Source organism: Streptomyces sp. NPDC032126 (assembly GCF_055580085.1).
Window position 1 is genome coordinate 298794 of record NZ_JBVIMA010000009.1, and the last position, 13117, is coordinate 311910.

Here is a 13117-nt window from a genome sequence, read left to right on the forward strand (position 1 = left end):
GGTGGCAGAGTGGTGCTACGGCAGCAGCTTGAACACCTATTGGAGGTCGCCAACTTGCCGCACGTGGACCTCCAGGTGATGCCCATGGAGCACCAGGACCACGCGGGGGTGAGCGGGTCATTCCGTGTATTCAAGCTCCAGGACGGCAAGACACTGGGATTCTCGGCAGGCGAGCGGAACAGCCAGGTGATCAGCGATCCACGGGAGGTCCAGCTCCTGGATATGCGTTATGGGATGATCCGGGCACAGGCCCTCTCCCCCCGGGAGTCGCTGGCGTTCATCGAGAAGGTTATGGGAGAAGAGACATGACCACCTCCACGTTGGCGTGGTTCAAGAGCAGTTACAGCGGCCCCAACGAGCCCGACTGCGTCGAGATCGCCATATCCCCCACCACCCCCACCATCCACATCCGCGACTCAAAAGACACCCACCGCCCCCACCTCACCTTCTCCGGCGCCTCCTGGCGAGACTTCCTCAGCTTCGCGGGTCGCTGAGCAGGCTCTGTACCTCGGCGCGGCGGGCCAGTGCCCAGGGGTACTCCGGTTTGAGGTCGAGCGCGTGGTCGAGGTCGGCGAGGGCCGCCGTGAGGTGTCCCATCCTGGCCAGGCAGGCGCCACGGCTCGCGTAGGCCGAGGCATAGGTCGAGTCCACGGCGAGGGCCCGGTCGTAGTCCGCGAGCGCGGCGTCGTAGCGGCCGGCGGCGGTGAGGGCGTCGCCCCGCTCGCAGAGCACCCAGCGCAGGTCGGGGCCGAGGGCGGCGGCGCGGTCCAGGTCGGCGAGGCGCCGCTCCTGGTCGCCGCGCACGCGCCAGACGCGGGCCCGTAGCACCAGCGCCCAGGTGAAGTCGGGGTCCAGTTCCAGGGCTCGGTCGAGGTCCGCGAGCGCCGCGTCGACGTGGCCGAGCCGTTGCCGGGTGACGCCCCGGGCGGCCCAGGCGTCCTCCAGCGTCGGGTCGAGTTCGAGCGCCCGGTCGAGAACGCTCATGGCGGCCGCGAGGTCTCCCGTCACCCGGTGGAGGTTGCCGAGCGCGGCGAGGGTGCGGGCGTCGTCGGGGACCAGTTCGTCGGCCCGGCGCAGGTCGGCGAGGGCACCGGAGAAATCGCCCTGGCCCACGCATGCCTCTCCGCGCACCACGTACGCCCGGGCCCGCCCCGGCGTGTCGAGGCGCCCCCGCGTCAGCAGCAGGCCCAGCGCTTCGAGGACCCCGCCCGCGTCCAGCGCGGCCAGGAGGTCGCTCCCCCAGGCCGCGACCTGCTCCTCGTCCGTGTCCTCCCCCGCCTGTACCAGCGTCTGCGCCCAGCGCCGGGCCACCACCTCGCCCTCGCCGCACGCCTCCACGAGATCCCGTGCGATCTCCGGCAGAGCGGTTCGGGGGTGGGCGCACAGCAGGTGGTACGACTCCGCGAGGCGCAGCTCCCGCCACCGCTCGTCCCTCCAGTGCTCGTCCGCCTGCGCTTCGGCGCGCCACTGACCGAACACCCCGGCGAGGCGGGTGTGCCGCTCGGTCCAGCCCCGGGGCGAGCGCAGTCGCTGGAGGCGCAGCATCGGTGCCCGTACGACGTCGTGGTACTGCACCCGCTCCCCGCGCTCGCTGACGAACGGCATGCTCCTCAGCCACGCGTACAGTTCGTCGACCTGCTCGTCGGGGCTGTCCACGACCGCCCGGAACACGTCCGCGTCCAGCCGTCGCGGCAGCGCGCACGCCAGCGCGACCGCCCTGCGCACGGGATCCCGCTCCCACTTGAGGAACCGCTCCACCGCGTCCGCGCTCGGATCCCCCACGTCCTCGGGGTCGGCGGGGCGTGCCGAGGCGAGGGTGGAGACCAGGACCGGCAGGCCGCCCGTGAGGCGCAGCACCTCCTCCACCACGGGCTCGTCCACGACGCCCTTGTCGGCGAGCAGCCCGCGCGCCTCCGCCTCCGTGAAGGGTCCGAGCCGCAGCTCCGCCGTGAAGTCGGTGAAGGCGCCCCAGCGGGCGATGTCGAGGGGGCGCTGGCCGGCCGTGACGACGACGACCGTGGCGGGGAGGGTGCCGTGCCGGTCGCTGGTGATCACCTCGTACAGCCAGCCGTCGAGGAACGGGCCAGTGCGCTCGTAGGTGTCGAAGAACAGGACGATCCACGGGGCGTCGGCGGCGGCTTCGGACAACTCGTCCAGCAGGACGGGGGTGAGGACGCGTTCCGGGGACAGCACGAGCTGTACGTCCTCCTGGTTGCGGAAGCGTGCGCTGAGGCTCGCCCGCAACCGGTCGGCGCCCTGGGCGAGTTGTGTCGCGTCCAGTGCTCCGGCGAAGGCGCCGACCCCGGGCACCATCCCCAGACCGACCAGCCCGGCCCGCGCCACGGCAACGGAACCGGCGGAGGGGCCCTCCGGCTCGGGTTCGTCGAGTGCCGCGACAGCGGCCGCCTCCGCCTCGTGCCGCCGGTCGCGGTGGACGGCGAGCAGCCGGTCCAGCTCCTTGAACCGGTGTCCCCGGGCGGCGAACTGCCGGCTGATCGCGGCCATCGCCTCCGGCACACTGCCGACGCTCTCGTCGACGTACACGGTCAGCGCGCCCTTCTCGCGGGCGATCTGCTCCAACTCGCGCACCAGGAAGGTCTTTCCGACGCCCGCGTTGCCGTGCACGTGGAAGAGGAAGCGGTGGCGTTCGTCCTCCGGCGGGAGGTCCAGGTTCGCACGGAACGCGGCGCGCTCGGCGCCACGCCCGACGAACCCGGCCCGTCTGCGCCGTTCGATCAGCTCCTGCATGGACGGCCGCGTCGGCCTCATCCGCCACCCACCCCCGTAGTCGGCTCCCGCCTGGCCCCACCATTCTGACCCGGCGACGGCCCGGCCGGGGAGGCCCGTCGGGGTGTCGTCGGAGTGTCCGAACCCTGACTGTTTTCTGGCGCAAAGCACACGCTCGAAGCGGGCCCCGCCCGGGCAGGAACCGGCCATGACCACCACCCCCACACGTCACACGGGTCTCAGCCTCGCCGCCACCCTGCTCACCGCCACCGTCGCCCTGTACATGGCCCTCGTCGCCTTCGGGAACATCACCGACTTCGGGACCAATCAGCAGTTCGTGCGGCATGTGCTGGCCATGGACACCACCTTCAAGGACGACGACCTGATGTGGCGGGCCGTCACCAGCAAGGGACTTCAGGACGCCGCCTATGTCGCGATCATCGTGTGGGAGACGGTGGCGGCGCTCGTCCTGCTGGCCGGGACCTGGTGCTGGGTGCGGCGCGATACGCGACTGGCCCGCAGGGTCTCCACCTACGGGCTGCTCATGGTCCTGCTGCTCTTCGGGGCCGGGTTCGTGGGGATCGGCGGGGAGTGGTTCGCGATGTGGCAGTCCAAGAGCTGGAACGGCCTCGACGCGGCGAACCGGGTGATCCTCCTCAGCGGCCTGGTGCTGATCGTCGTACACCTGCCGGAGAGGGACTCCGAGGCCGCTGCGGGGGCCGCCACGGGGGCCGCTACTCCACGACCCTGACCTTCGTCCCCGTCGCCCCGAACGCCCACAGGGCCGAGCCGTCGGGCTTGGGCATGCGGATACCGCCGGTCCTCGTGCCCGAGGCCGGCGGGGGCGAGGAGCCGTCGACCGCGTTGGAGAAGGCGATGTTCACGCCCGAACTGACCGTGAAGTAGACGATGTGCTCGATCTTCACGCCGTCCGAGCCCGTCGTCGCGTCCTTGCGCAGGGAGATCGTGTAGCTGCCGGGGGCCGGGTCGACCGTGCCCGGCCACACCGTGAAGGTGCGCCGGGCCTTCTCGTCGGCGTCGACCAGCCACACCCGGTGCTGCGCGAGGGAGTACACGATGCGGCGGCCCGCACCCGAGCCGTCCGGGACCTCGGTCGGCGCGATGGGCTTCGGTGACGCGGAGGGCTTCGCGGACGCCGACGGCTTGGCGGTGTGATGGGTCGCCGCCGTGGCCACGGGGTGCGGGCCCCCGTCCGCCTGGACCGCCAGGACCGCGACCGCGGCGATCGCGCCGGTCGTCAGGCCGGTGACCCAGACCCACGAGGGAAGCAGCCGTCGGGCAGGCACGGGCAGATCTCCTCAGTCTCCTGGCCCCGATACGGGGGGTGCCCCCAATACCGGGGGTCGGATCATCGTACTCAGTCCGGCGTAGGTCCCGGATCAGTCCAGCACCGGCAGCAGCTCCGGCAGGTGACCGTCCGACGCCCTCGCCGCCCGCTGCCTCTCCTCCGGTACCTCGCCGTACAGCGTCGTGCGCGGCCGTGCCGGGCGGCCCGCCGCCTCCGCCACCGCGATCAGATCGCGGACCGACTTGTACGAGCCGTACGACGAGCCCGCCATCCGCGAGATCGTCTCCTCCATCAGCGTGCCGCCGAGGTCGTTCGCCCCGGAGCGCAGCATCTCCGCCGCCCCGTCCGTGCCCAGTTTCACCCAGCTGGTCTGGATGTTGGGGATGTGCGGGTGGAGCAGCAGGCGGGCCATCGCCGTCACCGCCCGGTTGTCCCGCATCGTCGGGCCCGGGCGCGCGATGCCCGCCAGGTACACCGGCGCGTTGGTGTGGATGAAGGGCAGCGTCACGAACTCCGTGAAACCGCCGGTCTGTTGCTGGATGCGCGCCAGGGTGCGCAGATGGCCCAGCCAGTGCCGGGGCTGGTCCACGTGGCCGTACATCATCGTCGACGAGGAGCGGATGCCCAGCTCGTGCGCCGTCGTCACGACCTCGATCCAGGTCGCCGTCGGCAGCTTGCCCTTGGTCAGCACCCAGCGGACCTCGTCGTCGAGGATCTCCGCCGCCGTGCCGGGGATCGAGCCGAGGCCCGCCTCCTTGGCCGCCGCCAGCCACTCGCGGATCGACAGGCCGGTGCGCGTCGCGCCGTTGACGACCTCCATCGGGGAGAAGGCGTGGACGTGCATGTCCGGCACCCGCTCCTTCACCGCCTTCGCGATGTCGAAGTACGCCGTGCCCGGCAGGTCGGGGTGGATCCCGCCCTGCATGCAGACCTCCACCGCGCCCACGTCCCACGCCTGCTGGGCCCGGTCGGCGACCTGGTCCAGGGACAGCGTGTACGCGTCGGCGTCGGTGCGGCGCTGCGCGAAGGCGCAGAACCGGCAGCCGGTGTAGCAGACGTTGGTGAAGTTGATGTTGCGGGTGACGATGTACGTGACGTCGTCGCCGACGGCCGCCCGGCGCACGTCGTCGGCGATCCTCGTCAGCGCGTCCAGCGCCGGGCCGTCCGCGTGCAGCAGCGCCAGCGCCTCCGCGTCGGTCAGTTTCGTGGGGTCGTCGGCGGCCGTCGCCAGCGCCGCCCGTACGTCCGTGTCGATCCGCTCCGGAACCATGCCGGGGGCGGCCGCCTCGCGCAGGGCGCCCCAGTCGCCGTACACCTCGTCGAAGTCGTCGCGCCGGTCGGACGTACGGCCGTCGGTGTCGATGGTGCGGTGCAGATCCGTGCGGCCGGAGGCGACGAACACCTCCTCCGGCTCCTGCCAGGGCCGGCCCTCGACGACGGCGTCCGGGACGGCGAGGCCGGTCTCCGGGTCGGCGAGCGCGCGCACGTGCGGCAGCAGCCGGGGGTCCAGCCAGGGCTCGCCCCGGCGCACGAACTCCGGGTACACGCAGAGCCGTTCGCGCAGTTCGAAGCCGGCGGCCGCCGAGGTCGCGGCGAGTTCCTCGATCCGCGGCCAGGGGCGCTCCGGGTTGACGTGGTCGATCGTGAGGGGCGATACGCCGCCCCAGTCGTCGATGCCGGCCGCGATGAGCCGCTCGTACTCGCTGTCCACCAGGTTCGGCGGGGCCTGGATGTTGGCGGCCGGGCCCATGATGTGCCGGGCGACGGCCACCGCCGCGACCAGCTCGTCGAGTTCCGCGTCGGGCATGCCGCGCATCGCGGTGTCCGGCTTGGCGCGGAAGTTCTGGATGATCAGTTCCTGGATGCCGTGGTGGGCCCGCGCCACCTTCCGCAGCGCGAACAGCGACTCCGCGCGCTCCTCGTGGGTCTCGCCGATGCCGATGAGGAGGCCGGAGGTGAAGGGCACCGAGGAGCGGCCGGCGTCCTCCAGGACCCGCAGCCGTACGGCGGGTTCCTTGTCCGGGGAGCCGTAGTGGGGGCCGCCGGGCTCCGACCACAGGCGGGTCGCGGTCGTCTCCAGCATCATGCCCATGGACGGGGCGACGGGCTTGAGGCGCTGGAAGTCGGTCCACGTCATGACGCCCGGGTTGAGATGGGGCAGCAGGCCCGTCTCCTCCAGGATGCGGATCGATATGGCGCGGACGTAGGCGATGGTGTCGTCGTAGCCGTGCGCGTCGAGCCATTCGCGCGCTTCCGGCCAGCGGTCCTCGGGCTTGTCGCCGAGGGTGATGAGGGCTTCCTTGCAGCCGAGAGCCGCGCCCTTGCGGGCGATGTCGAGGACCTCGTCGGGCGACATGAACATCCCGTGCCCGGCGCGCCGCAGCTTGCCGGGGACGGTGACGAAGGTGCAGTAGTGGCACTTGTCCCGGCACAGCCGGGTGAGCGGGATGAAGACGCTCTTGGAGTAGGTGATGACGCCCGGCCGGCCGGCCGCCTCAAGGCCCGCGTCGCGCACCCGTCCGGCGGACGCCACGAGGTCCGCCAGGTGATCGCCGCGGGCCTGGAGCAGCACCGCCGCCTCGGCGACGTCGAGGGCGACGCCGTCCCGGGCCCGTTTCAGAGCGCGACGCAGGGAGTTCTCGGTCGGACCGGGGGCGCCGGGACGCTCGCTGGGGCCGGTTCCGGAGGTCGCGGAAGTCGTCATCTGTCGAGCATACGATCGAGGTCGTCCAACACCCGGAACACCTCGCTCTCCCCCGCGGACGGCAACTGGGCCACGATCTCCTCGATGCCGAGGTCGGCGTAGTGGGCGAGCTTGCCGGGGCTGGGGTGGACGGCGTACGGCACGACCTGGAGGGCGGCCGGGTCGCGGCCCGCGTCGGCCCAGGCGGTGCGCAGCAGCGGCAGCGCCTCGGACAGGCCGCGCCCGCCGATCGGCAGCCAGCCGTCGGCGTACTCGCAGATGTGCGCGAACAGCTTGGGCCCGGCGGCCCCGCCGACGAGGGTGCGCGGACCGACGACCGGCCCGCGCGGCTTCTGTACCGGCTTGGGGTGGGCGTGGCTGGCCCGCACGGATCCGAACTCGCCCTCGTAGGCGGTGGGTTCGTCGGCCCACAGCGCCCGCATCAGCGCCATCCGGTCCCGGACCAGCTCCCTCCTCGTACGCCAGGAGACGCCGTGGTCGGCGGCCTCCTCGACGTTCCAGCCGAAGCCGAGGCCGAGGGTGAGGCGGCCGCCGGAGAGGTGGTCGACGGTGGCGATCTGCTTGGCGAGGTCGATCGGGTCGTGCTGGGCGACGAGGGTGATGCCGGTGCCGAGACCGAGGCCTTCGGTCACCGCGGCGGCCTGACCGAGGGCGACGAAGGGGTCGAGGGTGCGGCCGTACTCGCGGGGGAGGTCGCCGCCGGCCGGGTAGGGGGTGGTGCGCTCGACGGGGATGTGGGTGTGCTCGGGCAGGAAGAGCCCGGCGTAGCCGCGCTGCTCCAGCTCACGGGCGAGGCGGGTGGGGGTGATCGTCTCGTCGGTGAGGAAGATGGTGACGGCGATACGCATGGGCTCCGCCCTTTCGCGGTCGGGTGGGTGACCTGTGGGTGACCTCATCTGTACCGGGGAGATGTGCTGGTGTCCATACCGACTGGTCGGCAGGTTGTGTTTCGGGTGCGGGTCGGTGGGGGCTTGTCGCGCCCACGCGGCGGAGCCGCATATCGATACAGCCCCGCGCCCCTTCAGGGCGCGCAGCCTCGCCGGATGGACTCGATTACGTCGGTCAGGCCGTGTTCGGTTGTTTCGGGGGGTAGGACGCCGCTGACCGCCAGGTCGGCGTAGCCGTGGAGGGCGGCGAAGACGGGCAGGCCGACGCGTTCCAGCGGGCCCTCGCGCACCTCGCCCGCGCGCTGGCCCTCGGCGATCAGTTCGAGGAGCTGGTCCGCCCAGCGGTGGGCGACCCGCCCGAGCGCCTCCGACGCCTCCGGGCTGTGCTTGGCCGAGAACATCAGGTCGAGCAGGGCGGCGTTGTCCACGGCGAAGGTGACGTAGGCGCGGGCCGCGGCGTCGACCCGCTCGGCGAACGACGCGCCGGCGCCGTCCTGGGAGGCCGCGATCACCTCGCTCAGCCGCTCGAATCCGACCACCGCGAGGGCGTCCAGCAGGACCTGCTTGGTCTTGAAGTGGCGGCTGGGCGCGGCCGGGCTCACCCCGATGTCACGGGCCAGTTCCCGCAGGGACAGCGCGCCCGTCCCCCGTTCCCTGAGGGTCTCCTCGGCCCGGGTGAGCAGTTCCGCTCGAAGGTCTCCGTGGTGGTAGGGGCGGCGGCTCTTCATGGCCTCAGCTTAGTTGGGGTGTGATCAGCGCCGACATTGTCGGCACTGCCTACATTGTTATCGTTGCATACATTGTTATCAGCGCCTACATTGAAGGGACGCCCCCTGAGAAGACCGGAGAAGACCGCCATGGCGAACACCGACACCACCCCCCGCCCCTGGAACACCCAGGACATTCCCGACCAGACCGGCCGCACCGCCGTCGTGACCGGCGCCAACAGCGGTCTCGGCCTGGACACCGTCAAGGCGCTGGCCGGCGCCGGCGCCCATGTGGTCCTCGCCGTACGGGACCCCAAGCGCGGCGAGGAGGCCGCCGCGACCGTGCACGGCAGCGTGGAGGTCCGCCGCCTCGACCTGGCCGACCTCTCCTCCGTGCGCGCGTTCGCCGCGGGCTGGCGCGGGAACCTGGACCTGCTCATCAACAACGCCGGCGTCATGAACATCCCCGAGGCCCGCACCAAGGACGGCTTCGAGATGCAGTTCGGCACCAACCACCTGGGCCACTTCGCCCTCACCAACCTGCTGCTGCCGCACATCACCGACCGCGTGGTCACGCTCTCGTCCGGCGCGCACCGGGCGCCGGGCAACCCCCGCATCCGCTTCGACAACCTCGACCTGGCCGGCGAGTACGCGCCGATCGCCGCCTACAGCCAGTCCAAGCTCGCCAACCTGCTCTTCACCCTGGAACTCCAGCGGCGCCTCACCGCCGCCGGCTCGCCCGTCCGCGCGCTGGCCGCGCACCCCGGGTGGGCCGCCACCAACCTCCAGGGCCACGACGCCAGCGCCCTGCGCCGCCTCGTCATGCGCGTCGGCAACCGCCTCCTCGCCCAGGACAGCGAGGCCGGCGCGCTGCCCACCCTGTACGCCGCCGTCCAGGACCTGCCCGGCGCGAGCTATGTCGGCCCCGACGGCCTCTTCGAGATGCGCGGCGCCCCGACCCTGGTGGGCCGCTCCCGCGCGGCCGGCGACCCGGCCACGGCCCGCCGCCTGTGGACCGTCTCCGAGGAACTGACCGGCGTCACCTTCCCCGCCCCTGTGGCGGCGGTGGCACAGGGCTGAGTGCGTGCCGGTCGCGGGACGGGGCATCCTGGTCGCATGTCCCGTCTCGGCGATCTTCGATTCCGTGCCGTCACCGGCTTCCAGCGCCGTGTCGCCAATCCGGTGCTGCGCCGGATCCCCCTCCAGACGGTCCTGGAGACCACCGGCCGCGTCTCCGGCCTGCCCCGCCGGACGCCGGTCGGCGGGCGGCGGATCGGTGACTGCTTCTGGCTCGTCTCGGAGTTCGGCGAGAAGTCCCAGTACGTCCGCAACATCAAGGCCGACCCCCGGGTGCGGGTCCGCGTCCGGGGCCGCTGGCACACCGGCACCGCCCATCTGCTCCCCTACGACGACCCGGCGACCCGCCTGCGCACGCTGCCCCGCCTCAACAGCACGGCGGTACGCGTCCTGGGGACGGGGCTGCTGACGGTGCGGGTCGACCTGGACCGCTGACGCCGCCCGGCCGGGTCACGTCGACCAGACGATCGCCTGCACCTCGCTGTACGCGTGCAGGGCGTACGAGCCGACGTCACGGCCCACGCCGCTCTTCTTGAAGCCGCCGAACGGGGCCTCCATGTTCCGGCCGACCGTGTTGACGCCGACGCCGCCCGCCCGCAGGCGACGGGCCACCCGGAAGGCCCGGGCCACGTCACCCGACCAGACGTAGTCGATCAGGCCGTAGTCGGAGTCGTTCGCCAGGGCGACGGCCTCGTCCTCCTCGTCGAAGGGAAGCACGGCGACCACCGGGCCGAAGATCTCCTCCCGGGCCACCCGCATCTCGTTCGCGCAGTCGGCGAGGAGGGTCGGGGCGACGTAGAAACCCCGGTCGAGAAGCGGCCGTTCACCGCCCGCGACCACCACCGCGCCCTCCTTACGGCCCAGTTCGACGTACGACTCCACCCGGTCCCGGTGCGCCGCCGAGATCACCGGGCCGACGACCGTGTCCGGCTCCCGGGGATCGCCCACCTTCAACCGTCCGGCGTAGGCGGCCAGTTGCTCGACCAGCCGCGCGTACACGCCCCGCTGGGCCAGGACCCTCGTCGGGGCCGTGCAGATCTGGCCGCTGTAGAAGGAGAAGGTCGTGCCGATGCCGGCCACCGCGGAGGCCAGGTCCGCGTCGTCGAAGACGATCGCCGCGCCCTTCCCGCCCAGCTCCATCAGCTGGCGTCTCATGTCCCGGCCGCACACCTCGGCGATGCGCCGGCCGACGGCCGTGGAGCCGGTGAAGCTCACCATGTCGACGTCGGGGCTGCCCACCACCGCCTCGCCGATCTCCACCGCCCGCCCGGATACCACGTTCACCACGCCCGGCGGCACCCCGGCCGCCTCCAGCGCCTCGGCCATGCGGTAGACGGACAGGGGGTCCTGCGGGGCCGGTTTCACCACGACCGTGTTGCCCATGGCGAGCGCCGGGGCGACCTTGCCCGCCGGGTTGGCCCACGGGTTGTTGTACGAGGTGACGCAGGCGACGACGCCCACGGGCTGCCGTACCGCCAGCGCGCCCATCACGCCCGCCCGCCCCATCGGCCCGGCCTCGTTGATCTGCGGCGGGATCGGCCACTCCGCTGGCTCCACGCGCGCGTACCGCCGGAAACGGGCCGCGCCCACCCCGACCTGCATGGCCCGCGCGGTGCCGGTGGTGGCCCCGGTCTCGGCGGCGGCGAGCTCCGCGTACGGCAGGAACCGCTCCCGGACGATCTCCGCGGTCCGGCCGAGGATCGCCGCCCGCTCCTCCGGCGGCGTGCGCGACCACGGACCGAGGGCCTCACGGGCGGCGGCGCAGGCGGCGAGGGCCTGGTCCCGGGAGGACTCGGGCGCGAGACCGACGGTGTCCTCGGTGGCGGGGTCGACCACGGCGTAGTGCCCGGCGTCCGGCTCCACCCACCGGCCGTCGAGGAACAGGCGCTGGCCGCCGCTCACCTCGTGTTCACCGTCCGGGTGTCCCGCCCGGACCGCAGCACCCTCCCCGGGACGGCCCCGGTCACCACGTCGTCGCGGATCGCCTCCACGCCGTTGACCCACACCGCCCGTATCCCGATCGCCCGGGAGTCCAGGCGGGGGCTGTCGCCCGGCAGGTCGTGCACCAGGGTGGCCGTACCGGCGTCGATCCGCTCCGGGTCGAACAGGACCAGGTCCGCGTGGAAGCCCTCCTGGATCCGCCCCCGGCCGACCAGCCCGAAGAGCCGCGCCGGGTCGTCCGTGAGCATCTTCACGGCCTGCTCCAGGCCGACCAGCTTCCGCCCGCGCAGACAGTCCCCGATGAAGCGGGTCGTGTACGGCGCCCCGCACATCCGGTCCAGGTGCGCACCCGCGTCGGAGCCGCCGAGCATGACGTCCTCGTGCTGCCAGGTCTCGGCCCGCAGCGCCCAGGACGCGGGGTCGTTGTCGGTGGGCATGGGCCACAGCACCGTACGGAGGGTGTCGGCGGCGCAGATCTCCACCAGGCACTGGAAGGCGTCCTGGCCGCGTTCCGCCGCGATGTCCTGGACCACCCGTCCGGACAGCCCGGCGTTCTCCTCGCTGTAGGTGTCGCCGATGACGTAGCGCCCGAAGTTCGTCAGCCGCCGGAAGACGCCGGCCTCCTTGGACGCCGCGCGCCGCAGCATCTCGGCCCGCACCTCCGGGTCGCGCAGCCGGGCGATCCGCTCCGGGACCGGCAGCCCGAGGATGTCGCCCCACCCGGGGATGAGGTTCAGCGCGCAGAACGTGCCGAGGGACATGTTCATCGGCGTGAGGATCGGCATGGTCAGCGCGACGATCCGGCCGCCCGCCTTGCGCGCCTGCTCGCTCGCCAGCAACTGCCGGGGCACCCGCTCGGGGACGGCCGCGTCGATGGTCAGGACATTCCAGTTCAGCGGCCGCCCCGCCACCGCGCTCATCTCGACGAACAGCTCGATCTCGGCATCGCTGAACTGGTCGAGACACCCGGCGACGATCGCCTCGATCTGCGTCCCTTCGTGCTCGCCTACGGCACGCGAGAGCGCCAGCAGCTCCGCCGGTTTCGCGTGCCGGGAGGCGACCGGCTTCCCGTCGCCGTCCGAGTGCGTCGAGGACTGAGTGGTGGAGAAACCCCAGGCCCCGGCGTCCATGGCGTCGTGAAGCAACCGCACTATCTCCGCCAGCTGCTCCTCACTGGGCTGCCCGCCGACCGCGTCCGGCCCCATCACATACCGCCGCAGCGCGCAATGCCCCACCATGAACCCGGCGTTGACGGCGATCCGCCCCTCCAGGGCGTCCAGATACTCCCCGAAGGTGTGCCAGCTCCAGGGCGCCCCGTCCTCCAGGGCGACCAGCGACATCCCCTCGACCTTGGACATCATGCGCCGCGTGTAGTCGGCGTCCCCCGCCTTCAACGGAGCAAGCGTGAACCCGCAGTTCCCGGCGGCAACGGTAGTGACCCCGTGATTCAGGGACGGCGTGGCATACGGATCCCAGAACAGCTGGGCGTCGTAGTGGGTATGGGGGTCGACGAACCCGGGCGCGAGAACGAGCCCGCGAGCGTCCTCACTGCTCCGGGCGTCCTCGGTGACGGTCCCGATGGCGACGATACGACCGTCTCGGATGCCGACGTCGGCGGCGAAGGCGGGCGCGCCGGTGCCATCGACCACGGTCGCCCCTTTGATGAGGTGATCGAGCATGAGTGCCCCCTTCAACTCGGGGTGGGCGGAAGGTTTTTAGGGGCGCGGGGAACTGCGCGACCAGCCACAAGCGACCCGCACCCCGC

The 13117-nt window shown here is 72.3% G+C and carries 12 protein-coding genes; 5 read left to right on the forward strand and 7 right to left on the reverse strand.

From position 1 onward, the window contains the following. Positions 1-309, forward strand: a 309-nt coding sequence (locus ACZ5NW_RS30685) for a Scr1 family TA system antitoxin-like transcriptional regulator (RefSeq protein WP_468747222.1), incomplete at its 5' end; no start/stop codon positions are given. Then, positions 306-494 carry a DUF397 domain-containing protein gene (locus ACZ5NW_RS30690; protein WP_468747223.1) on the forward strand — a complete coding sequence of 63 codons (189 nt, stop codon included), beginning with the start codon at positions 306-308 and terminating at the stop codon, positions 492-494. The genes ACZ5NW_RS30685 and ACZ5NW_RS30690, both read left to right, overlap by 4 nt. Here the strand turns inward: ACZ5NW_RS30690 and ACZ5NW_RS30695 are convergent. Further along, positions 475-2748, reverse strand: coding sequence for a tetratricopeptide repeat protein (locus ACZ5NW_RS30695; protein ID WP_468747224.1), 2274 nt, complete (start codon positions 2746-2748; stop codon positions 475-477). The two genes, ACZ5NW_RS30690 and ACZ5NW_RS30695, sit on opposite strands and share 20 nt — an antisense overlap. Positions 2749-2935: 187 nt before the next feature. On the opposite strand from ACZ5NW_RS30695, the gene ACZ5NW_RS30700 reads away from it, so the two are divergent. After that, positions 2936-3478, forward strand: coding sequence for a DUF2165 domain-containing protein (locus ACZ5NW_RS30700; protein ID WP_468747225.1), 543 nt, complete (start codon positions 2936-2938; stop codon positions 3476-3478). On the opposite strand, the gene ACZ5NW_RS30705 is transcribed toward ACZ5NW_RS30700, so the two are convergent. The 4 genes from ACZ5NW_RS30705 to ACZ5NW_RS30720 all read right to left on the reverse strand — a co-directional run bounded on the left by ACZ5NW_RS30705 (position 3462) and on the right by ACZ5NW_RS30720 (position 8355). Further along, entirely contained in the window at positions 3462-4040 is a 579-nt protein-coding gene (locus tag ACZ5NW_RS30705) for a hypothetical protein (protein WP_468747350.1), read from the reverse strand. The genes ACZ5NW_RS30700 and ACZ5NW_RS30705 overlap by 17 nt on opposite strands. A gap of 87 nt (positions 4041-4127) precedes the next feature. Further along, positions 4128-6740, reverse strand: coding sequence for a bifunctional FO biosynthesis protein CofGH (locus ACZ5NW_RS30710; protein WP_468747226.1), 2613 nt, complete (start codon positions 6738-6740; stop codon positions 4128-4130). Then, positions 6737-7588, reverse strand: a complete 852-nt coding sequence (locus ACZ5NW_RS30715) for an LLM class F420-dependent oxidoreductase (RefSeq protein ID WP_468747227.1) — start codon at positions 7586-7588, stop codon at positions 6737-6739. The genes ACZ5NW_RS30710 and ACZ5NW_RS30715 overlap by 4 nt, the downstream gene beginning before the upstream one ends. Before the next feature lie 173 nt (positions 7589-7761). Next, complete coding sequence (locus ACZ5NW_RS30720) at positions 7762-8355, reverse strand: TetR/AcrR family transcriptional regulator (protein WP_468747228.1); 594 nt, start codon at positions 8353-8355, stop codon at positions 7762-7764. A 129-nt stretch (positions 8356-8484) separates the two neighbouring features. Here ACZ5NW_RS30720 and ACZ5NW_RS30725 point away from each other — a divergent pair, with 129 nt between their 5' ends. After that, positions 8485-9414, forward strand: coding sequence for an oxidoreductase (locus tag ACZ5NW_RS30725; protein WP_468747229.1), 930 nt, complete (start codon positions 8485-8487; stop codon positions 9412-9414). 36 nt (positions 9415-9450) lie between these two features. Then, a complete protein-coding gene (locus ACZ5NW_RS30730; RefSeq protein ID WP_468747230.1) occupies positions 9451-9846 on the forward strand; it encodes a nitroreductase/quinone reductase family protein in 396 nt (131 codons plus the stop codon). A 15-nt stretch (positions 9847-9861) separates the two neighbouring features. Here the strand turns inward: ACZ5NW_RS30730 and ACZ5NW_RS30735 are convergent, their stop codons facing one another. Next, on the reverse strand, positions 9862-11313 hold the full coding sequence (locus tag ACZ5NW_RS30735) for an aldehyde dehydrogenase family protein (RefSeq protein ID WP_468747231.1): 1452 nt from the start codon (positions 11311-11313) through the stop codon (positions 9862-9864). Beyond that, positions 11310-13031: an N-acyl-D-amino-acid deacylase family protein gene (locus ACZ5NW_RS30740; protein WP_468747232.1), complete on the reverse strand. Its 1722-nt coding sequence runs from the start codon at positions 13029-13031 to the stop codon at positions 11310-11312. The genes ACZ5NW_RS30735 and ACZ5NW_RS30740 overlap by 4 nt, the downstream gene beginning before the upstream one ends. Between the last annotated feature and the right edge of the window lie 86 nt (positions 13032-13117).